The following is a 21,291-nucleotide window of genomic DNA, read 5'->3' as shown; positions in this document are numbered from 1 at the left end:
CGACCCCTCGCGGGATGACATGCGGATTAGAGCAGGGCTGCGAGGCCCTCGATGGGGAGCTTGTCCTTCGTACCGGCGGCACGGTTCCACACCTCGGCGAAGCCCTCGGCCGCATCGCGACCGATGACGACGACCGTCGGGACGCCGATGAGCTCGGCGTCGCCGAACTTGACACCGGGCGAGACCTTGGGGCGGTCGTCGAAGAGGACGTCCTTGCCGGCTGCCTCGAGGTCTGCCGCAACCTGCTCGGCGATGGCGGCGACAGCTGGGTCCTTGCCCGTCGTGACGACGTGCACGTCGAACGGCGCGACGGCCTTCGGCCAGATGAGGCCGCGGTCGTCGTTGTTGAGCTCGGCGATCGTCGCGAGGATGCGTGTCACACCGATGCCGTAGGAGCCCATCGTGACGGTCACGAGCTTGCCGTTCTCGTCAAGCACCTTCAGACCGAGCGCGTCCGCGTACTTGCGGCCGAGCTGGAAGATGTGCCCGAGCTCCATACCGCGAGCGAGCTCGACCGGACCGGAACCGTCGGGAGCCGGGTCGCCTGCGCGGACCTCAGCTGCCTCGATGAACGCGTCCCCGGAGAAGTCACGACCGGCGACGAGGCCGAACACGTGCTTCTGGTCGACGTTGGCGCCCGTGATCCACTCGGTGCCGTCGACAACCCGGGGGTCGAGGACGTACCGGATCTCGGTCGCGCTCTCCTCGCCGAGCACGGCGCCCTGCGGCGACCACGGCCCGATATAGCCCTTGACGAGCAGCGACTGCTTCGCGAAGTCGGCCTCCGTGGCCGGCTCGACCTCTGCGGGCGCGAAGGCGACCTCGACACGCTTCATGTCGACATCGCGATCCCCCGGCAGGCCGATGACGACCAGTTCACGGGTGCCATCGAGGTGCGTGAGCGTCAGGACGACGTTCTTGAGCGTGTCCGCCGCCGTCCACGCACGGCCGTCGTCGCGCGGGTGGTTGGCGTTCGCCAGGTCCACGAGCGTCGCGATGGTGGGCGTGTTCGGGGAGTCGAAGACCACGGGATCCGCGAGGCCCTCGATGGGGAGGGCGTCGGGGACGGCCGTCGTGTACGCCTCGACGTTGGCGGCGTAGCCACCGGCCGAACGCACGAACGTGTCCTCGCCGATGGGCGTCGGGTGCAGGAACTCCTCGCTCCGCGACCCGCCCATCGCGCCGGCATCGGCCTTGACGATGGCGTATTCGAGACCGAGGCGCGCGAAGATGCGCTCGTACGCGTCGCGCTGCGCCTGGTAGCTGAGATCGAGACCGGCGTCCGTGTAGTCGAACGAGTACGCGTCCTTCATCGTGAACTCGCGACCGCGCAGGAGGCCTGCCCGGGGGCGTGCCTCGTCGCGGTACTTGTCCTGGATCTGATAGATCGACAGCGGCAGGTCCTTGTAGGAGGAGTACAGGTCCTTCACCATGAGCGTGAAGACCTCCTCGTGCGTCGGCGCGAGGAGCAGGTCGGATCCCTTCCGGTCCTGGAGGCGGAAGAGCGCGTCGCCGTACTCCTCCCATCGACCGGTGACCTCGTAGGGTTCACGCGGCAGCAGCGCCGGGAAGTGCACCTCGAACGCGCCGGCGGCCGCCATCTCCTCACGGATGATGGTCTCGATCTTGGCCTTGACCTTGAGCCCGATCGGCAGCCAGGCGAACACGCCTGGCGCCTGACGGCGGATGTAACCGGCGCGCACCAGCAGGCGGTGGCTCGTCACCTCCGCATCAGAAGGGTCTTCACGGAGGGTACGGAGGAAGTAGTTCGATAGACGCGTTACCACCCGTCCATGCTAGTGGTTGCCGCTGGAAGCGGTTCACGGCCTGAGCGGCCGCTCACCAGGGGCGCTCGGTGAAACCTCCCGTGCCGTTTCCCGACTGCCGTCCGCGTCCCTTCGCGTCCTCGGTGGACTTGCCCTGCTCCGCCTCCTGGCCGGAGTCCTTGAGCTTGTCGACCTTGCCGTCCAGCCCGGGGTCGCCCGTCCCGCTCGATCCGCTGCCGGGCTGAGGTTGGCCACTCCCTGGCTGGTCGTTCTGGCCGTTCTGACCGTTCTGACCGTTCTGGTTCTGCTGACCGTTCTGGCCCTGCTGGCCCTGCTGAGTGCCATCGCGCTGCTCGGTCGCACTCCGACTCTTGCGATCGAGGCGATCGCCGGTGTCCTCGAGGTTCTCCCCCGGTGTCGCCTTGGGGTCGATCTGCCCGGATTCGTCCTGCCCCTGCTGGTTCTGGTCCTGCTGCTGATTCTGGTCCTGCTCGTCCTGGGGCGGGAAGCACGCCGCTCCGCCGTCGACAATCTTCTTCGCCGTCTCGTACAGGTTGATGCCGCCCTGGAAGAACCCGCCCTTGACGTACTCGTCGCCCTGCGTCTCGTAGGCGCGCGCCAGGTTGACCCGCACGATGCACGCGGACGCCTCGTCCGGCGCGAGTTCGAGCGCTTTCGCGAGGTCGTCCGTCGCGAGCACCCAGTTGCGTCCGACGGCTGCGGCGGTCCCTCGGTCGAAGTAGGCGAGGTATCGCTCGACGATGTTGACGGTCTGCAGATGCCCGGCGCTCGCGATGCTGTCGGCATAGGCCCCGGATTCGTAGGATGCGATCGTGGACTGCGCGACGACGGGCAGGCTCACGAACTTGACGCCGAAGAACACGGCTGCGGCGACGAACGGCAACGACCACCAGAAGAGTCGACGACGGAGGCGCTTCGCCTCGCTCGGCGTGAGCGGCGGCTTCGTCGGTCGGCGAGGCGGAGGACCGGACACGGCCGGTGGCACCATCGACGGTTGCGACGGCGACGGTTGCGCAGCCGAGCCGCCGGCGGGGCGCGTCTCGAAGAGCGTCATGCGGAACCGCCCTTCACCCGTCGGAGTTCCCGCAGCGAGCCGATGATCCAGCCGAGCTCCGTGAGCAGGAGCGTCCCGAACACGATCGCCGCGATCCAGTACAACTCATCGGTGCGGGTCACGTCCATCCCAGCATCGACCTTCGTCTGGCCGACCGAGAGGCCGTCGAGCGCCGGCGCGATGTCCGCCCCTGGCTCCCGATGGAACGCCTGCACGCCGAGCTGGGTCGCGATGCTCGTGAGGGTGGCGTCGTCGGCGTGCGACAGCGCATCGGTCCCGGTCGTGTAGTCCTGGATGTAGCGCGGGCTGAGCTCCTCGAAGCCGCTGAACTCGCGCATCCGTCCGCCGGCCTCCGTGCCGTAGCCGAGGACTGCTCCGCCCTGGACGAGCGGTGCGATCGGATCGAACGACGCGACGGCCTTCCCGCTCGTCTGCTCGCCGTCACCGAGGTAGAACACGATGCGGTTGCGATCCGCGTCCTGCTCCTCGGCCTTCGTGAGGAGCGTGGTGAGGAATTCGACCGGGGCGTCGATGCTGCTGCCGCGCGAGTAGTTCGTGATCTCCTGTGTCATCGCCTCGACCGCGGAATCGAGCGCGCTCGCATCGGTCGTCAACGGGACGCGCTGCACCGTGACGGCGTCGAAGGTCACGAGCGAGAACCTGGCGCCCGCGAGCCGGTCGGCGATGGCGGCGATGTCGGCCTTCGCGCCGTCCAGACGGGTCGCCGGGCGGCCGGCATCTGTGCCAGGCGCCCCTCCGACGACATCCCAGTCCTCAGCAGCCATGCTGCTCGTGGTGTCGACCACGAAGTACACGTCGAGGTCGCCCACCGCGGCCGGCGGACGGTGTGTGCCTGGGATCGTCGGGCGCAGCGCGATCACGAGCAGCACGAGCACGAGCAGGACCCGGACGATCCAGTGCCACGCCCCGGCGTGCTTCCGATTCCGGAACCACTGCCAGATGCCGAAGGCCACGAGCACACCGGACATCGTGGCCAGGATCCACACCGGCAGGACGGGTTCGAGGGTGATGGCGGTCATCGTCGCAGCCTCCATCCGACGAGCATCAGGAGCGCGAGCGCGCCGAACCCGATGAGCACGAACACGAGCGGCTCATCGGTCTGCACCAACTGCTTCGCGCCCTTGAGCGTCTTCGTCTGCTCCGCCGTGATCTGTTGGACGATCGAGGGCACGGCACCGGTGTCGGCGAGGGCGTAGTACTCGCCGCCCGTCGCCTCGACCACCTGCTGGAACTGCTTCGCGAGGTCGTCGAGGTACTCCTTGCTCGCGACATCGCCCGGGTTGATCCCGTACACCGTGATGCCCTTCGCCTTCGCGAACTCGCCAGCCTCAGGCAGTGTGAGGATCGGTTCCCCCGCCACGTAGTTGTCGGTCGCGAGGATGATCGACCGCGACCGCTCCTCCCCCAGCTTGTCGAAGCGCATCACACACGACCCGAGCCCGTCCCCGATGAGGGACGAACCGTTCCCGAGGTCCGTCCCGTTCCAGTACTCGTAGGTGCTGTCCGGGGAGGTGAAGTCCTGCACGAGGTGGTCGAGCTGACCGGCGACGTACTCGTAGTCGCTCGTCAACGGGAAGTGGGTGGCCGCAGAGGCGTTGAACAGTACGAGCGAGATGCGTTCCCCGTCGAAGCGCTTCACGAGGTCCTCGAATACCCCGACGATCGCCGCGTCGTACTCGGTCATCGATCCGGACACGTCGAGGCACAGCACGATGTCGCGGTTGCGCATCTCCGGCTGGTACACGGTCGTCGAGACGACGCGCGAGCTGAGCGCCGTTCCGGTCAGCAACAGCACCCCGACGACCGCGACGGCCCCGAGGACGAGCGCCCGATACCGTCCGAGCGCGCGGCGGTAGCCCGGCAAGGAGGTGAGCCTCGCCGAATGTGCTACGAGCACACGATCCGCCTCGGGCGCGCGGTTCCGACGTGCGCGTCGCACGAGGACGATCGTCGCGACGACGACGGCGACCACCGCGGCCCAGACGATCGGCATCCACCAGTAGATCAGCGCCACGTGTCCACCACCCCCCTCGCGATGGCTGCCGCATCGCGCACACTCCCGGACTCGAGTTCGCGGAACTCGGCCGGATAGTAGGCGAATACGGCTTGCGCGACCGGGAACAGTTCCGCCCGGTTGAGGTCGTCGAGCGTCATGACCTGCGCCCGGACGCCTCGCGACTCCTGGGCGTACATGCGGACGATGCGCCCGAGCTGTTGATGCGCGATGCGGGACGTCACGGCGCCTGAGGCGTACTCTCGCTCGATCTGGTCGATGAGTCCGAAGAATCGGGACCGCAGCACCTCGGTCGACGGCGGCACGAACGCGGGGGGTTCGGGCGCCTTGGCACGGCGACGGACGTGGCGGATCATCCACACGTACCAGACGACGACGAGCCCGAGCAGGACGAGTCCGAGGATCGGCCAGAGCACCGAGTACTGCGTCGGCGCGTAGTAGCCGTTGTCCCCCGGCACCGGCGTCGAGGCGCCTCGGAACACCGCGGCAGCCACAGCCGGCATCACGTCACCGCCTGGCATGACGGTGCGCTTCCAGGAGTCTGAAGAGGGCAGGGATGACGTCGTCGTCGCCCGTGATGCGGCGGCTGCTGATGCCGAGGGACTCCAGCATGTCCACATGCCGCTCCGACAGCACGGCCACCGATGCTTCGAACTCGTCGCGGAGCGCAGCGTCGTTGCGGACGAAGGACGGCAGGAGCGCCCCGCCCTCGACATCGGTCATCTCACGCCAGGTGTAGTCCCTGCGCATCAGATCGGCATCACCGACGGACACCCACAGCACCTCGTGTTGTGCGTGCAGCCGGCGCAGCAGGTGCACTCGCTGCTCCGAGAACTCGTCGTCGTCCGCCACGATGACGACCAGCGACCGCTTGTGGACCGCCCTCGTGACGTGGCCGAGCAGCCGGTCGAGATCGCTCCGCGGCGCGTCGGCCGACGACCGGCGGTCGATGCGCTGCAGGAGGCGTTCCAGCCCACCCTCCGTCCCAGCAGGCGGCAGGGTCTCGATGCTCTCCGCGTCCCCCGCGACGAGGCTCACGAGGTCGCCGTGGCGGACGGCGAGAAAGCCGAGCACGCCGACGGCGAGGACCGCGACCTCGCTCTTCTGGCGACCGCTCTCGGCGACCGCCGCGAAATCCCGCCCGGTGTCGACGACGAACAGCACCTGATGCTTGCGGTTGGCGATGAACCGCTTGACGAGCGGCGAGCCGTGCCTGGCCGTCGCCTTCCAGTCGATGTCCTTGATCTCGTCGCCAGGCGCGTACTGCCTGAGGTCGTCGAAATCGAGGCTGCGACCCTGGAACACCGAGCGGTACTCGCCGTCGAGCATCCCGCGCACCCGTCTGTGCGCGTGGATGAAGAGCTTCGACTTCACTCGGTGGAGGAGCGCTGGCATGGTGCGCCTACGGTGCTTGGACTGCGGCGAACACGGCGTCGATGATGGTCTCCGGGCCGACATCGTCCGCTGCGGCCTCGAAGTTCAGGATGATGCGATGGCGGAGGACCTGGTGCCGGTAGCTCTTCACGTCCTCCGGGATGACGTGGTCGCGTCCGGCGAGGATCGCGAGCGAGCGGGCGACGGTGCTGAACGCGATGCTCGCGCGCGGGCTGGCGCCGTACTCGATGTAGCTCGCGAGCCGGGGCGAGAGGTAGTCGCGTGCGTGCCTCGTCACGTAGACGGTCTGCACGATGTAGTTGAGGATCGACGGGTCGAGGTACACCCGCTTCGCGAGCGCCTGCAGGAAGAGCACGTCCTCGACGGTGACGTGGGGGTGCGACGGGCGCTCGGCCGATCCATCATCCGGAGCATCCGGCACAACCGGCTCGTCGTAGACGCCGGCGTTGACTCGGCGGACGATCTCCGCCTCCTCGCCGATCGTCGGGTAGCTGAGCACCTCCTTGAGCAGGAAGCGGTCCAGCTGCGCCTCGGGCAGCTGGTACGTGCCCTCCTGCTCGATGGGGTTCTGCGTCGCGAGGACGAAGAACGGCTTCGGGAGGGCGTAGTTCACGCCGCCGATCGACGTCTGGCGCTCCTGCATGGCCTCGAGCATGGCGCTCTGCGTCTTCGCGCTCGAACGGTTGACCTCGTCGAGGAGCACGAAGTTCGCGTGCACCGGCCCGAGCTGGGTCTGGAATCCGCCCGTGCGGGCATCGTAGATCTGGGTGCCGATGATGTCGCTCGGCAGCAGGTCCGGTGTGCACTGGATGCGCTTGAACGAGGCGTGGACGGCCTCGGCGATCGATTCTGCCGCGGTCGTCTTGGCGAGCCCGGGCACGCTCTCGAGGAGGACATGGCCGCCTGCGACGAGCGCGGCGAGCAGGCTCGTGCGCAGACTGTGCTGGCCGACGACCTTGCGATCGTAGGCGCCGACGATCGTGGTGAGGATGGAACGGGCCCGATCGAGCTCATCGGCGTGGATCGGTGTGTGGTGCGTCACGGCGCGCGTCTCCCCTGGTGCCTGCGGTCGGTGCGCACCAGTCTATGCGTGTGTCACGACATCATCGGCACTCACGGCGAACGCTCCGTTCGGCCGGGGACGAAGCGCCGGTGGCGCTGCTCGTTCCGCGCGCGAACGGAGCGTTCGAGTGCTCGGTGACGTCAGTTGGAGCCGACGGTGACGACGGGGCTGCCCGTCGAGGTGTCGTCCGCCGGCATCTCGGCCGCGAGACGGTTGGCCTCGGCGATGAGCGTTGCGACGATCTCGCTCTCCGGGACGGTCTTGATGACCTCGCCCTTGACAAAGATCTGGCCCTTGCCGTTTCCGGATGCGACACCGAGGTCGGCCTCGCGGGCCTCGCCCGGACCGTTCACGACGCAGCCCATGACGGCGACGCGGAGCGGGACGCTCATGCCTTCGAGGCCGTCGGTGACGTCGTTGGCGAGCTTGTAGACATCGACCTGGGCGCGGCCGCAGCTCGGGCAGGAGACGATCTCCAGCTTGCGCTCGCGGAGGTTCAAGGACTGCAGGATCTGCAAGCCGACCTTGACCTCTTCCGCCGGCGGAGCGGACAGGGACACGCGGATGGTGTCGCCGATGCCCTCCGACAGGAGGATGCCGAACGCGGTCGCGCTCTTGATCGTGCCCTGGAACGAGGGGCCTGCCTCGGTCACACCGAGGTGCAGGGGCCAGTCGCCGCGCTCGGCGAGGAGGCGGTACGCCTTCACCATCACGATGGGGTCGTTGTGCTTCACGGAGATCTTGAAGTCGTGGAAGTCGTGCTCTTCGAAGAGGCTCGCCTCCCAGACGGCGCTCTCGACGAGTGCCTCGGGCGTCGCCTTGCCGTACTTCTGCAGCAGGCGCGGGTCGAGCGATCCGGCGTTGACGCCGATGCGGATGGAGACGTCCGCCGCCTTGGCGCGCTTCGCGATCTCGGCGATCTGGTCGTCGAACTTCCGGATGTTGCCCGGGTTCACGCGGACGGCCGCACACCCGGCGTCGATGGCCGCATAGACGTAGGCCGGCTGGAAGTGGATGTCCGCGATGACCGGGATCTGGCTCTTCTTCGCGATGATCGGCAGGGCTTCTGCGTCGTCACGGCTCGGCACGGCGATGCGCACGATGTCGCAGCCGGAGGCGGTGAGCTCCGCGATCTGCTGGAGCGTCGCGTTGATGTTCGTGGTGGGGGTCGTGGTCATCGACTGGACGCTCACGGGTGCGTCGCCGCCGACGAGCACCTTGCCCACCTTGATCTGCCGGGACTTGCGCCTCGGACTCAGTGTTTCGGGAACTTTGGGGAGACCCAGATTGATTGCTGCCACACCGGTAGCTTACGCGCGTGGCCGGGTGGCGGCTCCCCGCCCGCTGGGAGCCGCCTGATCGAACGGTCAGGAACCGAGTCGCCGATCGACGATGAGCGGGGGCTCGGTGGCGGCGATCACCTCGTCGAGCGTGACCCCCGGCGCGAGTTCCCTGAGGACGAGACCTGCCGGTGTGACGTCGATCACGGCGAGATCCGTGATGATCCGATCCACCACCCCGCGCCCCGTGAGCGGCAGGGAGCAGGCGTTCACGATCTTCGCGCCGCCGTCCCTGGCGACGTGCTCCATCAGGACGATGACCCGCCCTGCGCCGTGCACCAGATCCATCGCGCCGCCGGGGCCCTTCACCATCTTGCCCGGGATCATCCAGTTCGCGAGGTCGCCCGTCCGGCCCACCTGCATCGCCCCGAGGATGGCAGCATCGATCTTGCCGCCGCGGATCATCGCGAAGCTGAGCGCAGAGTCGAAGAAGGAGGCGCCCGGGAGGGTCGTCACGGTCTCCTTGCCGGCGTTGATGAGGTCGGGGTCGACATCGTCCTCGCTCGGATACGGGCCGACGCCGAGGATCCCGTTCTCCGATTGCAGAACGACCGTGACACCGTCCGGGACGAAGTTGGGCACAAGCGTCGGCAGCCCGATGCCGAGGTTGACGTAGGAGCCGTCGACCAGCTCCGCTGCTGCGCGGGCGGCCATCTGTTCGCGGGTGAGCGCCATGATCAGCCCTCCCGTCCGGTCGAGGCCGAAGCGCCCGGCGGAGTGGGGTCGCCCTCGCGCTCCTGGCGCACCGTGCGCCGCTCGATCCGTTTCTCGATGCCAGACCCGACCTCCAGGATGCGGTGCACGAACACACCTGGCAGGTGTACGGCGTCCGGATCGATCTCGCCCGGTTCGACGAGTTCCTCCACCTGCGCGATGCACACGGCGCCGGCCATCGCCGCGAGCGGTGAGAAGTTCCGTGCCGACTTGTCGAACACGAGGTTCCCGAATCGGTCGCCGCGCTTGGCGTGGACGAGGGCGAAATCGGTCGTGATGGCTTCTTCGAGGACGAAGTCCCGGCTGGTCCCGCGCACGTCGAAGCTGCGCACCTCCTTCGGCGGGGAGGCGATCGCGATCCCGCCCGCGCCGTCGTAGCGACGGGGCAGTCCGCCCTCCGCGACCTGGGTGCCGACACCCGTCTGCGTGAAGAACGCCGCGATGCCGGACCCGCCGGCGCGCAGCTTCTCCGCGAGGGTGCCCTGCGGGGTGAGTTCCACCTCCAGCTCCCCGGAGAGGAACTGCCGCTCGAACTCCTTGTTCTCCCCCACATACGACGACGTCATCTTCCGGATGCGCCCCGCTGCGAGCAGCAGGCCGAGCCCCCAATCGTCGACTCCGCAGTTGTTGCTCACGACGGACAACCCGCTTGATCCGCGCTCGAGCAGCGCCGTGATGAGGGCCATCGGATTGCCGCAGAGGCCGAAGCCGCCCACCGCGATCGATGCCCCGTCCTGGATGTCGGCGATGGCCTCGTGAGCCGAGCCGACGGTCTTGTCGATGGTGATTCCACCGTTCATGCCGTTTCCTCCTCGCCACCGGACCACGTCGTCCGGTGTGCACCAACCGTCTCCCGCCAGGTGAGATCCGTCAAGCCGCGTGCGAAGCTGGATGCAGACGAACGGACGAAGGGGTCGGTGGGATCGATGGTTGCGGAGCAGATTGACGGCACGGACGAGGGCGGCGCAGGAACGGGCGGTGCGCACACGAGCAGCGCCATCGACGTCGTGATCCTGAACGGCGCCAGAACCCCGCAGGGCCGGCTCCTCGGCCAGCTCGCCGCGTTCAGCGCCGTCGAGCTCGGCGCCTTCGCTGCGACGGCGGCCATCGAGCGCGCCGGCGTCTCACCCGAACAGATCGATCAGGTGATCATCGGGCAGGTCCTCCAAGCAGGCGCCGGCCAGAACCCAGCGCTCCAGACGGCGCGGGCGGCCGGTGTGCCGTGGGACGTGCCGTCCGTCACGATCAACAAGGTGTGCCTGTCCGGCATCCAGGCGGTCATCGACGGTGCACGCCTCATCCGCTCCGGGGAAGCCGGCGTGGTCCTCGTCGGAGGGCAGGAATCCATGACGAACGCCCCGCACCTGTTGCCCGGGGCGCGTTCCGGCTACAAGTACGGCTCACGCGAGGTCCTCGACCACGCGGCGTTCGACGGCCTCACCGATGCCTACGACCACACGTCGATGGGCCTCAGCACCGAGCAGCACAACGGGCCGCTCGGCATCGACCGGGCCGTGCAGGACGAGACGGCGCTCGCATCCCACCTCCGTGCGGCGGCGGCGCAGGCCGAGGGCGCGTTCGATGCCGAGATCGTCCCGATCGAGGTGACCGGACGTCGCGGGACGACCCGCATCGACCGGGATGAGGGCGTCAGAGCCGATTCGACGATGGAGTCGCTCGGGGCGCTCCGGCCGGCGTTCACGGCCGACGGCACGGTGACGGCCGGGAACTCGTCTCCGCTGAGCGACGGCGCTGCCGCCATCGTGCTCGCGAGCCGCGCCTTCGCGGAGGCGAACGGCCTCAGCTGGCTCGCGGAGGTCAGGAGCGCAGGGCAGGTGGCCGGGCCGGACAACTCGCTGCACGCGCAGCCGTCCCGCGCCATCGCTGCAGCGCTCGCCCGTGAGGGTTGGAGCGCGTCGGAGCTCGACCTCATCGAGATCAACGAGGCGTTCGCGGCCGTGACCGTCCACTCGACCCGTGAACTCGGGGTCGGATCTGACGTTGTGAACATCCACGGCGGGGCGATCGCGATCGGGCATCCGATCGGCGCGTCCGGTGCACGGCTCGTGCTGCACGCGGCTGCTGAGCTCGCGAGGCGAGGTTCCGGACGCGCTGCGGTCGCGCTGTGCGGCGGCGGCGGGCAGGGAGACGCGGTGCTCCTCGTGCGCTGACGCAACACTGCTCGTGCACCGACGTCGGAATTCCGATGTCTGTGCACGAGCAGCGAGGTGAGCCGGGTTCCGCTCAGCTCACTTCCCGGGCGGGACCTGGGGTGCGGGCGGTGCCGGTGGAGCCGGTGGAGCCGGCGGGGTGTTGTTGGCACGCAGGACTTCGAGCCGTGCCCGGTACTCCACCTCGTCGATGTCGCCCTTGGCGAATCGCTCGGCGAGTGTCTGCTCGGCGGCGACGACCGCCTGGTTCTGGCCCCATCCCCACGGACCGGCCGCTCCCGCGCCCTGGCCGTACGCCTGGCCGTGACCAGGCCCGTATCCCGGACCGAAACCGGCTCCGACGCCCGGGCCGTAGCCGTATCCGTACGCGGCGCGGTGCTCCCACGCCCGACGACGCCAACGACGCCCGAAGATCGCGGCGAGCACCACGATGACGACGAACCAGAACAGCGGGATGAGCAGGAACCACCACGCGCCACCGCCCCACGGCCCGTGCATGCCCGGGTGCATGCCGGGGTTCATGGCCCCGTGCAGGCCCGGGTGGTGCATCGCTGCGCCGACTGCGGCCTGTTGCAGTGCGGCAACGGTTGAGCTGAACATCGGAGGACTCCATTCGATTGAGGACGCTGCTGCGTCCGGTCATCCAGTCCCTCCAGCATCCGCGGATCCGCCAGCGCGCGGATCTGCTCCATGGATGATTCCGCCCTACTCCCCAGGGAGCACCCCGCGCGCGGGCGGGAGCTCGGAGGGGCGGAGCACAGGGCGCTCAGGAGCCTCCTGGCGCCACCAGACCGGTCTCGTAGGCGATGACGACGAGCTGCACCCGATCGCGCGCGGCGAGTTTCGACATGATGCGCGACACGTGCGTCTTGGCCGTGAGCGGGCTGACGTAGAGTTCCGAACCGATCTCGTCGTTCGTGAGGCCACGTCCGACGAGCGCGAGCACCTCACGCTCCCGATCGGTCAACGCGGCGAGCGCAGCGGCGTCGACCGGATCACGCAACGAGCCGGACACCCGGGCGAGCAGACGCTTCGTCACCCCCGGGGAGAGCAGCGCGTCTCCGGCCGCGACGACGCGCACCGCACGGATGAGTTCGGCCGGTTCCGTGTCCTTCACGAGGAAACCGCTCGCTCCGGCGCGGATGGCCTGCGCGACGTACTCGTCGAGTTCGAACGTCGTCACGACCACGATGCGCGTCCCGGCGAGCGCCGGATCGGCGACGATCGTCTCGGTCGCCCACAGCCCGTCGCCGTCCGGCATCCGGATGTCCATCAGCGCGACGTCGGGTCGTTCGCGACGGATCACCTCGACGGCCTCCGTCCCGGTCGCGGCCTCCCCCACCACCTCGATGTCCGGTTCCGATCCGAGCAGCGCCCGGAATCCACCGCGGATGAGCCCTTGATCGTCCGCCAGCACCACACGGATCACGGCTGTCCTCCTCCGGCGCCGGCGTCTCGGGACGGATGCTCCGCGACCGGCAGCGATGCGACGACAACGAACCCGCCTGACGCCCCTGCCCCCGCTTCGAGCGTTCCACCGAGCAGCTCCGCCCGTTCGGTCATCCCGAGCAACCCGTTGCCGCGTTCCTCCAGGCCGGCCGGCGCACCGTGACCGTCGTCGGTCACGGTGAGGCGGTAGTGGTCGCCCTCCTCCACGAGCACGATGTCCAGCCGGTGCGCTCCCGCGTGCCTGATCACGTTCGTCACGCTCTCCTGGGCGATGCGATACAGCGCCAGTTGGGTCGAGGACGGCGGCGGGGTCGCACCGATCCGGACGTCGAGCGTCGCCTCGATCCCCTGTGACGCGAGGCTCGCGACGAGACTCGGCAACTCACCGACGCCCGGGCTGGGGCGGCGCGGAGCACGCCCGCCTGTCCACGGGTCGTCAGCACCATCGGGCGCACCGGCTGTACCACCGGTCGCATCCGCCCGGCCAGTCCAGCCGGGCCCGCCACCGCCGCCGGCCGAACCGCCGTCGGAACGCAGCACGTCGAGCAACCCGCGCACCTCGTCGAGCGACGACTTGCTCGCGGCCTTGATGTTCGTGAGCGCTTCCCGAGCGCGCTCGGGTTGCGTGTCCATCAGGTGCAGGCCGACTCCCGCCTGCACGTTGATCTGCGCGAGCGAGTGCGCGATCACGTCGTGCAGCTCTCTGGCGATGCGCACCCGTTCCTCCTGCGCGGCGGAGGTGCGGCGCTCGCGCTGCCGCCTGCGGTACTCCGCGAGGCGCTCCATCTGCGCACGCGCGCCCTCCGCGAGCAGGTTGGCGAGGATGAGCAGCACTGTCGTGATGCCGACCCGCAATCCGGACAGTTCGCGCCCGACGAGCAGCGCGACGCCGAGCACGAGCACCCACCCGACGAACAGCGACACGTACGTCCATCGTCTGGCTCCACGGATGATCCCTGATGCGGCGGCGAAGGCGAGCGCGATGGCCGGGGGCCCGGCGGCCGGACCGATGAGCATCGACGCTCCGGACAGGGCCGCGACCACGGCGACGGTCGGACCGGGGAACCGCCGCGCCCCGAGGAGCGCGATGGGGCCGAGGATCGAGAGCAGGATGGCCGTGAGGTGCATCCAGTGCAGCTCGCGTCCAGGATGGTCGAATCCACCGAACGGCCCGCCGCCGCGCCCGGCCGCGAACACGGTCGCCGGCACCTGCACGAGGAGCGAGACGATGACCGGGAACCACAGTCGTGCTGCGGGCGGCATGGGCCCGAACCGCCTCGGGCGATCCCATGGGAGCCCGCCGTCGACGCCGGCCGCGTCCCAGACTGGACGCGCCCAACGGTGGTGCTCGGTCTGCGGCATGTTCTGCATGCTACTCGGGAGCGAACGTGGGATTCGTCGGCCGGTCGGCGGAGCATCGTCGACGCGGGTACTCCCCCGGGAGTAGACGGCACGTCAGCGCCGTCGCACCGCCCGACTCACCAGGCATGGCCCAGCAGCCCGACTCAGCAGCCCGACTCACCAGGCCCGGCTCACCGGCCGCTTGCTCACCCGAACAGGTTGACGGGCTTCACGATGTCGGCGTACACCAGCAATGCGCTCATCCCGCCCAGCAGGATCACCACGGTGAAGGTCAGCGGGATGAGCTTCGCGGCGTCCACGGGGCCCGGATCGCGACGCTTGAAGAGCTTCGCCCAACCCCGGCGGATCGCCTCCCAGATGCCGGCGGCGACGTGTCCGCCATCGAGCGGCAGTAAGGGGATGAGGTTGAAGACGAACAGCGCGACGTTGAGCGATCCGAGGATCCCGAAGATCGTCGCCGCCTTGCTCGCGACCGGGATCGCGTCGAGGCTGACGACCTCGCCGACGATGCGGCCGACGCCGACGACGCTCATGGGGCCGTTCGGGTCGCGCTCGCCCGAGCCGAACGCCGCCTTGCCGACGTCGATCAGCCGCTGCGGCAGGTTCAGGATGATGCCGGCGGTCCGGGAGACGGTGTCGCCGACGGTGGGGAGCACGGTCGCGGGCGACTGCTGCACAAGACTCGCCTGCGGGGTGATGCCGACGAAGCCGACGTCGTGGGTGACGGCCTTGCCGTCCTTGTCCGTGACGACCTTGCCGGTCGCGCTGTCGACGACGTCGCGTTCGAGCAGGAGCGGCGTCATCGTGAGGTCGAGTTGCTTCCCGGAACGCTCGACCACGAGTGCGAGCGGCTTGCCGGGGTTGCTCTGGACGAACTTCGAGACCTGGTCGAACGTCGACACGCTTGTGCCGTTGATGCTCGTGATCGTGTCGCCCGGCTTCAGACCGGCGGCGGCGGCCGGGCCGGCCGGATCGGAGGGATCGCAGGTCTGCCTCGTGCTCGTCGACGGTTGGACGCACGCCGAGATGCTCGCGAGGGTGCTCGTGTTGGTGGGGACGCCGAATCCGACGGTTGCGATGCCGATGAACAGCACCGCGAGGATGAGGTTCATCACTGGCCCGCCGAGCATGATGATGATGCGCTTCCAGACGGGCAGCCGGTAGAACGTCCGGTCCTCGTCCCCCGCACCGATCGTTTCCGCGCTCGCCTCACGGGCGTCCTGCACGAGCGTGTCGAAGAAGCCCGTGCTCGCGTTCCGCGGCGCCTCCCCGTTCTTCGGCGGGAACATGCCGATCATCGAGATGTATCCGCCGAGCGGGATCATCTTGACGCCGTACTCCGTCTCGCCCTTCCGTTTGGACCACAGCGTGCGGCCGAAGCCGATCATGTACTGCGTGACCCTGACGCCGAAGAGCTTGGCCGGAACGAGGTGCCCGACCTCGTGCAGACCGATCGACACGACGAGGCCGATGAGCACGATGACGATGCCGAAGATGTACAGGAGGACGGTTTCCACGGTGTCACGATAGCGGCAGGCGCTGTGGGCCGGCTGCGCGATGCCTGTGCGCGGCCGGGAGGGTCGCTGAGCGTCCGACCGGACGTTGTGCGGGCAGGGTCCGGCGACGATCCGGCGGAGCGATCAGCTCCCGGCTGCCGCCATCACGGTCTGGGCCTTCGCGCGCGCCCAGGTCTCGGCCTCGCTCAGCCCCTCGCGGGTCAGCGCGCCCTCCGGTGCCTCGTGCGCTTCGACGACCCGACGGACGGTGTCGAGGATGTCGAGGTAGCCGATGCGGCCGGCGTGGAATGCCGTGACGGCCTCCTCGTTCGCCGCGTTGAACACGGCCGGGAACGTCCGTCCGTATCCGCCGACCTGCTTCGCGAGGCGGACGGCGGGGAACGCCTCGTCGTCGAGCGGTTCGAAGGTCCAGGTCTGCGCCGTCGTCCAGTCGAGCGGTTTCCCGACGCCTGCGACGCGGTTCGGCCAGTCGAGGCCGAGTGAGATCGGCAGCCGCATGTCGGGCGGGGACGCTTGTGCGATCGTCGACCCGTCGACGAACTCGACCATCGAGTGCACGATCGACTGCGGGTGCACCGCGACGTCGATGCGGTCGTACGGCACGTCGAAGAGGAGGTGTGCCTCGATCACTTCGAGGCCCTTGTTGACGAGGGTCGACGAGTTCGTCGTGACGACGAGCCCCATGTCCCAGGTGGGGTGCGCGAGTGCCTCGCGCGGGGTGACGTCGGCGAGCGAGTCCCGGCTGCGTCCGCGGAACGGGCCGCCGGACGCGGTGAGCACGAGCCGTCGGACCTCCTGCGCCGCACCCGAGCGGAGGGCCTGGGCGATCGCGGAGTGCTCCGAGTCGACCGGCACGATCTGCCCAGGCGCGGCGATGGATCGCACGAGGTCGCCGCCGACGATGAGCGACTCCTTGTTGGCGAGTGCGAGCGTGCGTCCGGCTTCGAGTGCCGCGAGGGTCGGTCCGAGGCCGACGGAGCCGGTGATGCCGTTCAGCACGACGTCGGCGTCGACGCTGCGGACGAGCCGTTCTGCGTCCGCCGCACCGAGCGCGACGTCGTCGACGTGGAAGTCCGCGGCCTGTTGCTCCACGGCCTCCCGGTTGGTGCCGGCAGCGAGGCCGACGACTTCGAAGCGCTCCGGATTGGCCCTGATGACGTCGAGTGCCTGCGTTCCGATGGAACCGGTCGACCCGAGGATGATCACACGTCTCACGTCGCCCAGCCTACTTCCCCCGACTTCCCGTTCATCTCGCGAGGGGTCGCAAACGGCGGGTTCCGGGTATCAGCACCCGCCATTCGCGACCCCTCGCGGGATGGAGGTGGCGGGCTAGCCTGCAGGGGTGGGAGTGGGGGTCGCGGCTGCCGTGGGTTCGCTCGCGTCGAGGATGTCGATCACGAAGACGATCGTGTCCGTGGCCTCGATGCCGGCGCTCGGCGATCCGCCGCTCGGTCCGTACCCGAGCTCAGGTGGGATGACCGCCAGCACCTGCGAACCGATGTGCTGACCGGCGATGGCGCTCGTGAACCCTGGCACGACCTGCGAGAGCAGGAAGTTGGCCGGCCCCTTGCCCCAGCTCTCGTCGAACACCTTGCCCGTGCGCCAGTTGACGCCCTGGTAGTTGATGATGACGCGGGAGTCCTTCGTCACGACGGGGCCGTCGCCCTCCTGGAGGACGGAGACCTCGAGCGATGCCGGCGCCGTGGCGTCGGGGATCGTGACCGTCGGGCGTCCGGCGGAGTCGAGCTGCACACCGGGGAGTCCTTCTGTCGGCTCCTTGGGGGTTCCGTCGGCCTTGGCGTCGCTGCGGACCGTGCCGAGGATGTCGGCGACCACGACGATGGGCTGATCGGCCTTGACCGCTCCGTTGGACGCACCGGCGCTGCCGTACGCCTCCGAGGACGGTACGACGGAGACGACGCGCGAGCCGACATCGACGCACTCGAGTGTGCGGACGAGCCCCTTCATCCACTTCTGGTCGTCGATCACGATGGCTTCCGCCGGGCTCGTGCCGTACGCCGTCTGCGCAACGAGGTCACCGGTGACACCGTTGTAGATCGTGAGGTCGACGAACGTCGTGTCGCCCGGCTTCACCTCGGTGCCCTTGCCCTTCACGACGACGTCGCGCTCGGTGGACGTCGCTTCGAGGGTGCCCTTCTTGAAGACCACGGTCGGGACGGCCCCGAAATCGCCCTTCACGGAGATGGCTTTGGACGCCGACCCTGATTCGGTCGAGGCGCACTCGCCGGTCGCGGCCGCTGAGGTGCTCGAACTGCTCGGCGTCGAGCTGCACGCGGTCAACGCAGCCAGCGACGCAATGACGGCCAGGAGGGAGAGGCTCTTGCGCACAGAGGAACTTTCGGTCGATGCTTCGGGTGTCGGATCAGTCTCACCCATGGAGCTTGTGGGTTGCTGATAGCGGCCCGCATGTCGGCCGCACGTTTCATTGTGGTGCAACTCCAACGACACCTGTCGTATGCCGGATGGAGCATAAAAGCCGAGTACAGTCGTCGACATGGCCGAGACGGAACTCACCGAGGATGCGACGGAAGCACCCTCGAGACCCGGATTCCTGTACCTCTTCGGCCGCGCGATCCTGATTCCGACGGCAAAACTGCTCTACCGTCCGAAGATCATCGGCCGGAAGAATGTGCCGAAACGCGGCAAGGTCATCCTGGCGAGCAACCATCTGTCGTTCATCGACAGCATCGCGATTCCGATCAGCGCGCCGCGTCGGGTCCAGTTCCTCGCGAAGTCCGACTACTTCACCGGCAAGGGCCTCAAAGGCTGGTTCTCGCGCAACTTCTTCACCTCGATCGGCGCCGTCGGTGTCGAGCGGGGCGTTGGCCAGGCCGCGCAGGAGGCGCTCGATCAGGGGCGCCGGATCCTCGAGGGCGGGAATGCGTTCGCGATCTATCCGGAGGGGACGAGGTCGCTCGACGGCCGGCTCTACCGCGGTCGCACGGGTGTCGCGTGGCTCGCGTTGACGACGGGTGCGACGGTCGTCCCGGTCGGTCTCATCGGCACGGCCGATCTGATGCCAGTCGGTTCGAAGATCCCGAAGTTCAAGCCGGTCACGATCGTGTTCGGCGAACCGATCGATGTCAGCCATCACGGACCGGCCGATTCCGGTCGTGCCCGCCGGAAGGCGACGGACGAGATCATGGCGGCGATCCACGGGCTCACCGGGCAGGAACTCGCGAACGCCTACAACGAGTCGAAGTCGGCGGACCCGGTCGAGCGCATCAAGCGTGCCGTCTGGCGCCGAGAGCGCCTCTAGCCTGCGTCCGTCGGTCCCTGAGCCTGTCGAACGGCCCGCCTGCCCCAGCACGACCACGCCCGGTCCCTGAGCTTGTCGAAGGGCCCGTCGGTCCGCTGCGTGGCGGCGCGCTTCGACAAGCTCAGCGACCGAAAGCTCCGTCTCAGCGACCGGAGGCCCCGTCTCAGCGACCGGAGGCCCCGTCAGGAACCGGCGACGACGATGACCGGTTCGTGGTGCACGGGGAAGTTCACCGAGTTCGCGATGAAGCACAGCGCGTTCGCCCGGGAGTGCGCGGCTGTCGCGGCGTCGACCATGTCGGCCGACGCCACCGTGACCCGCGGACGCAGCACGACCTCGGTGAACGCTCCACCGCCCTGGCCGTCCTCCGCCATCCGGCCGACGGCGTCGTCCGCATAATCCGTGACGACGACCCCGAGGGTGACCGCGACGTGCAGATAGGACAGCAGATGGCATTCGGCCAGTGCCGCGAGGAGCAGCTCCTCCGGATTCCACCTGGCCGGGTCCCCGCGGAACGGCTTGTCCGCAGACGCCTCGATCGTGTGCTTCCCCCGGGCCGTGACCGTGACCTCGCGGCTGTACTCGCGATATCCGCTCGTTCCGGTGCCGAGGTTGCCGTCCCAGACGACCCCGACGGCGTACTCATGACGTCCGATGACCATGCCACCAGTATTCCACTGGCCTCACCGCGCGCCTCCCTCCCAGCTGTCCTCGGGCGACGCCCGGAGTAGGCTGGTCCAACTATGACTGACACCCTCGACACCACCACTCCGTCCACCACGAGCACCCCCGTGGCCCAGGAGCGACGCATCGTCACGGCCGTTCCCGGCCCGCGCTCGCAGGCCATCCACGCCCGCCGTACCGCCGTCGTCTCCGATGGCGTCACGAGTGTGCTGCCGGTCTACATCGAGCGCGCGCACGGCGGCATCGTCGTCGATGTCGACGGGAACCAGTTCATCGACCTCGGCGCCGGCATCGGCGTCACCACCATCGGCCACACGGAGGAGTCGGTCGTCGACGCCATCCGTCAGCAGGCCGGCGATGTGCTCCACACCCTCTTCACGATCACGCCGTACGAGGAGTACGTGCGCGTCGCAGAGCTCCTCGCAGAGCACACCCCGGGCGACTTCGCGAAGAAGAGCGTCCTGGTGAACTCCGGCGCAGAAGCGGTGGAGAACGGCGTGAAGATCGCCCGCAAGTACACCGGACGCCGCGCCATCGCCGTCCTCGACCACGGCTACCACGGCCGCACCAACCTGACGATGGCCATGAACTACAAGGCTGCGCCGTACGCGACCGGCTACGGCCCCTTCGCCGGCGACGTGTACCACGCACCCAACTCCTACCCGTACCACGACGGCCTGACGGGTGAGCAGGCTGCGGCCCGCACCATCGCGTACCTCGAGAAGCGCATCGGCGCCGTCGACCTCGCGTGCCTCGTCGTCGAGCCCATCCAGGGCGAGGGCGGCTTCGTCGTCCCGGCAGAGGGCTTCCTCCCCGCACTGCAGGACTGGTGCACGGCCAACGGCGTCGTGTTCATCGCGGATGAGATCCAGAGCGGCATGGCCCGCACCGGAGCGTACTTCGCGAGCGAGCACCTCGGGCTCGTCCCCGACCTCGTGCTGAGCGCGAAGGGCATCGCCGGCGGTCTCCCCCTCGCCGCCGTCACGGGCCGCGCGGAGATCATGGATGCGAGCCAGCCCGGCGGCCTCGGCGGCACGTTCGGCGGTAACCCGGTGGCGTGTGCGGCATCGGTCGCCGTCTTCGACGCGATCGAGCGCCGCTCGCTCCTCGGCGAGGCCACCCGCATCGGCAACACGCTCACGGCTGCACTCAACGGGCTCGCCGAGAAGTACGACATCATCGGCGAGGTCCGCGGCATCGGTGCGATGATCGCGATCGAGCTCGTCCAGCCTGGCACCGGTTCTACCACGAAGGAGCCGAACGCCGCAGCGGTCAACGCGATCGCCGCAGCTGCCGCTCAGCAGGGCGTCCTGGTCCTCACGGCAGGCACGTACGGCAACGTCCTGCGCTTCCTGCCGAGCCTCGCGGTCACGGACGAGCTCCTCGCCGACGCGATCGAGGTCATCGACCAGGCGTTCGCAGCCCTGTGATTGCTGGCGG

At 68.8% G+C, this 21,291-nt stretch carries 20 protein-coding genes; 3 read left to right on the top strand and 17 right to left on the bottom strand.

What is annotated here, in order from left to right; all coding sequences use genetic code 11:
* Window positions 1-26: 26 nt before the first annotated feature.
* The 10 genes from ACL9RL_RS15820 to ACL9RL_RS15775 all read right to left on the bottom strand — a co-directional run bounded on the left by ACL9RL_RS15820 (window position 27) and on the right by ACL9RL_RS15775 (window position 10,188).
* Window positions 27-1,787 (bottom strand): proline--tRNA ligase, encoded by a 1,761-nt coding sequence (locus tag ACL9RL_RS15820; protein ID WP_422781239.1) that lies wholly within the window; start codon window positions 1,785-1,787, stop codon window positions 27-29.
* 52 nt (window positions 1,788-1,839) lie between these two features.
* Window positions 1,840-2,841, bottom strand: a complete 1,002-nt coding sequence (locus ACL9RL_RS15815) for a hypothetical protein (RefSeq protein ID WP_422781238.1) — start codon at window positions 2,839-2,841, stop codon at window positions 1,840-1,842.
* Window positions 2,838-3,881: a vWA domain-containing protein gene (locus tag ACL9RL_RS15810; RefSeq protein ID WP_422781237.1), complete on the bottom strand. Its 1,044-nt coding sequence runs from the start codon at window positions 3,879-3,881 to the stop codon at window positions 2,838-2,840. Before ACL9RL_RS15810 ends, ACL9RL_RS15815 begins: the two co-directional genes overlap by 4 nt.
* On the bottom strand, window positions 3,878-4,876 hold the full coding sequence (locus ACL9RL_RS15805; protein WP_422781236.1) for a vWA domain-containing protein: 999 nt from the start codon (window positions 4,874-4,876) through the stop codon (window positions 3,878-3,880). The genes ACL9RL_RS15810 and ACL9RL_RS15805 overlap by 4 nt, the downstream gene beginning before the upstream one ends.
* Window positions 4,867-5,397: a hypothetical protein gene (locus ACL9RL_RS15800; protein WP_422781235.1), complete on the bottom strand. Its 531-nt coding sequence runs from the start codon at window positions 5,395-5,397 to the stop codon at window positions 4,867-4,869. The genes ACL9RL_RS15805 and ACL9RL_RS15800 overlap by 10 nt, the downstream gene beginning before the upstream one ends.
* Complete coding sequence (locus ACL9RL_RS15795; protein ID WP_422781234.1) at window positions 5,384-6,271, bottom strand: DUF58 domain-containing protein; 888 nt, start codon at window positions 6,269-6,271, stop codon at window positions 5,384-5,386. The genes ACL9RL_RS15800 and ACL9RL_RS15795 overlap by 14 nt, the downstream gene beginning before the upstream one ends.
* A gap of 7 nt (window positions 6,272-6,278) precedes the next feature.
* Window positions 6,279-7,313: an AAA family ATPase gene (locus ACL9RL_RS15790; protein ID WP_422781233.1), complete on the bottom strand. Its 1,035-nt coding sequence runs from the start codon at window positions 7,311-7,313 to the stop codon at window positions 6,279-6,281.
* Window positions 7,314-7,474: 161 nt separating this feature from the next.
* The gene (gene ispG / locus ACL9RL_RS15785) at window positions 7,475-8,635 is read right to left on the bottom strand and encodes a flavodoxin-dependent (E)-4-hydroxy-3-methylbut-2-enyl-diphosphate synthase (RefSeq protein WP_422781232.1); all 1,161 of its coding nucleotides are present in this window, start codon (window positions 8,633-8,635) and stop codon (window positions 7,475-7,477) included.
* Between the two features lie 66 nt (window positions 8,636-8,701).
* Window positions 8,702-9,349: a CoA transferase subunit B gene (locus ACL9RL_RS15780; RefSeq protein ID WP_422781231.1), complete on the bottom strand. Its 648-nt coding sequence runs from the start codon at window positions 9,347-9,349 to the stop codon at window positions 8,702-8,704.
* A 2-nt stretch (window positions 9,350-9,351) separates the two neighbouring features.
* Window positions 9,352-10,188 carry a CoA transferase subunit A gene (locus tag ACL9RL_RS15775; protein ID WP_422781230.1) on the bottom strand — a complete coding sequence of 279 codons (837 nt, stop codon included), beginning with the start codon at window positions 10,186-10,188 and terminating at the stop codon, window positions 9,352-9,354.
* A 60-nt stretch (window positions 10,189-10,248) separates the two neighbouring features.
* Between ACL9RL_RS15775 and ACL9RL_RS15770 the strand changes: the two genes are divergently transcribed.
* Entirely contained in the window at window positions 10,249-11,559 is a 1,311-nt protein-coding gene (locus ACL9RL_RS15770; protein ID WP_422781229.1) for an acetyl-CoA C-acetyltransferase, read from the top strand.
* Between the two features lie 78 nt (window positions 11,560-11,637).
* Here ACL9RL_RS15770 and ACL9RL_RS15765 read toward each other — a convergent pair whose 3' ends face one another.
* The 6 genes from ACL9RL_RS15765 to ACL9RL_RS15740 form a co-directional block, all read right to left on the bottom strand.
* Window positions 11,638-12,159, bottom strand: a complete 522-nt coding sequence (locus tag ACL9RL_RS15765) for an SHOCT domain-containing protein (RefSeq protein WP_422781228.1) — start codon at window positions 12,157-12,159, stop codon at window positions 11,638-11,640.
* Window positions 12,160-12,325: 166 nt separating this feature from the next.
* Window positions 12,326-12,988: a response regulator gene (locus tag ACL9RL_RS15760; protein ID WP_422781227.1), complete on the bottom strand. Its 663-nt coding sequence runs from the start codon at window positions 12,986-12,988 to the stop codon at window positions 12,326-12,328.
* Window positions 12,985-14,370 (bottom strand): sensor histidine kinase, encoded by a 1,386-nt coding sequence (locus tag ACL9RL_RS15755; RefSeq protein ID WP_422781226.1) that lies wholly within the window; start codon window positions 14,368-14,370, stop codon window positions 12,985-12,987. The genes ACL9RL_RS15760 and ACL9RL_RS15755 overlap by 4 nt, the downstream gene beginning before the upstream one ends.
* 185 nt (window positions 14,371-14,555) lie before the next feature.
* Window positions 14,556-15,887 carry a M50 family metallopeptidase gene (locus ACL9RL_RS15750; protein ID WP_422781225.1) on the bottom strand — a complete coding sequence of 444 codons (1,332 nt, stop codon included), beginning with the start codon at window positions 15,885-15,887 and terminating at the stop codon, window positions 14,556-14,558.
* A gap of 123 nt (window positions 15,888-16,010) precedes the next feature.
* Window positions 16,011-17,102, bottom strand: a complete 1,092-nt coding sequence (locus tag ACL9RL_RS15745) for a 1-deoxy-D-xylulose-5-phosphate reductoisomerase (protein WP_422781224.1) — start codon at window positions 17,100-17,102, stop codon at window positions 16,011-16,013.
* A gap of 114 nt (window positions 17,103-17,216) precedes the next feature.
* Complete coding sequence (locus ACL9RL_RS15740) at window positions 17,217-18,236, bottom strand: FKBP-type peptidyl-prolyl cis-trans isomerase (protein WP_422781223.1); 1,020 nt, start codon at window positions 18,234-18,236, stop codon at window positions 17,217-17,219.
* Window positions 18,237-18,402: 166 nt separating this feature from the next.
* On the opposite strand from ACL9RL_RS15740, the gene ACL9RL_RS15735 reads away from it, so the two are divergent.
* A complete protein-coding gene (locus tag ACL9RL_RS15735; RefSeq protein ID WP_422781222.1) occupies window positions 18,403-19,167 on the top strand; it encodes a lysophospholipid acyltransferase family protein in 765 nt (254 codons plus the stop codon).
* A 182-nt stretch (window positions 19,168-19,349) separates the two neighbouring features.
* Here the strand turns inward: ACL9RL_RS15735 and ACL9RL_RS15730 are convergent, their stop codons facing one another.
* Window positions 19,350-19,829 (bottom strand): OsmC family protein, encoded by a 480-nt coding sequence (locus ACL9RL_RS15730; RefSeq protein ID WP_422781221.1) that lies wholly within the window; start codon window positions 19,827-19,829, stop codon window positions 19,350-19,352.
* A gap of 81 nt (window positions 19,830-19,910) precedes the next feature.
* Here ACL9RL_RS15730 and gabT point away from each other — a divergent pair, with 81 nt between their 5' ends.
* Window positions 19,911-21,281: a 4-aminobutyrate--2-oxoglutarate transaminase gene (gabT, locus tag ACL9RL_RS15725; RefSeq protein ID WP_422781220.1), complete on the top strand. Its 1,371-nt coding sequence runs from the start codon at window positions 19,911-19,913 to the stop codon at window positions 21,279-21,281.
* The last annotated feature ends 10 nt before the right edge of the window (window positions 21,282-21,291 follow it).

Source organism: Plantibacter sp. Mn2098 (assembly GCF_049319745.1).
Lineage (GTDB): Bacteria > Actinomycetota > Actinomycetes > Actinomycetales > Microbacteriaceae > Plantibacter.
The sequence above is the reverse complement of the archived record's forward strand: the minus strand, read 5'-3'. Positions and strand labels throughout refer to the sequence as shown.

What these genes read in the sequence shown, in the direction of transcription:
- ACL9RL_RS15815 (WP_422781238.1), bottom strand. Translation starts at nt 2,841, where the DNA reads ATGACGCTCTTCGAGACGCGCCCCGCCGGCGGCTCGGCTGCGCAACCG.
- ACL9RL_RS15810 (WP_422781237.1), bottom strand. Translation starts at nt 3,881, where the DNA reads ATGACCGCCATCACCCTCGAACCCGTCCTGCCGGTGTGGATCCTGGCC.
- ACL9RL_RS15800 (WP_422781235.1), bottom strand. Translation starts at nt 5,397, where the DNA reads ATGCCAGGCGGTGACGTGATGCCGGCTGTGGCTGCCGCGGTGTTCCGA.
- ACL9RL_RS15795 (WP_422781234.1), bottom strand. Translation starts at nt 6,271, where the DNA reads ATGCCAGCGCTCCTCCACCGAGTGAAGTCGAAGCTCTTCATCCACGCG.
- ACL9RL_RS15780 (WP_422781231.1), bottom strand. Translation starts at nt 9,349, where the DNA reads ATGGCGCTCACCCGCGAACAGATGGCCGCCCGCGCAGCAGCGGAGCTG.
- ACL9RL_RS15775 (WP_422781230.1), bottom strand. Translation starts at nt 10,188, where the DNA reads ATGAACGGTGGAATCACCATCGACAAGACCGTCGGCTCGGCTCACGAG.
- ACL9RL_RS15765 (WP_422781228.1), bottom strand. Translation starts at nt 12,159, where the DNA reads ATGTTCAGCTCAACCGTTGCCGCACTGCAACAGGCCGCAGTCGGCGCA.
- ACL9RL_RS15755 (WP_422781226.1), bottom strand. Translation starts at nt 14,370, where the DNA reads ATGCCGCAGACCGAGCACCACCGTTGGGCGCGTCCAGTCTGGGACGCG.
- ACL9RL_RS15735 (WP_422781222.1), top strand. Translation starts at nt 18,403, where the DNA reads ATGGCCGAGACGGAACTCACCGAGGATGCGACGGAAGCACCCTCGAGA.
- ACL9RL_RS15730 (WP_422781221.1), bottom strand. Translation starts at nt 19,829, where the DNA reads ATGGTCATCGGACGTCATGAGTACGCCGTCGGGGTCGTCTGGGACGGC.
- gabT (WP_422781220.1), top strand. Translation starts at nt 19,911, where the DNA reads ATGACTGACACCCTCGACACCACCACTCCGTCCACCACGAGCACCCCC.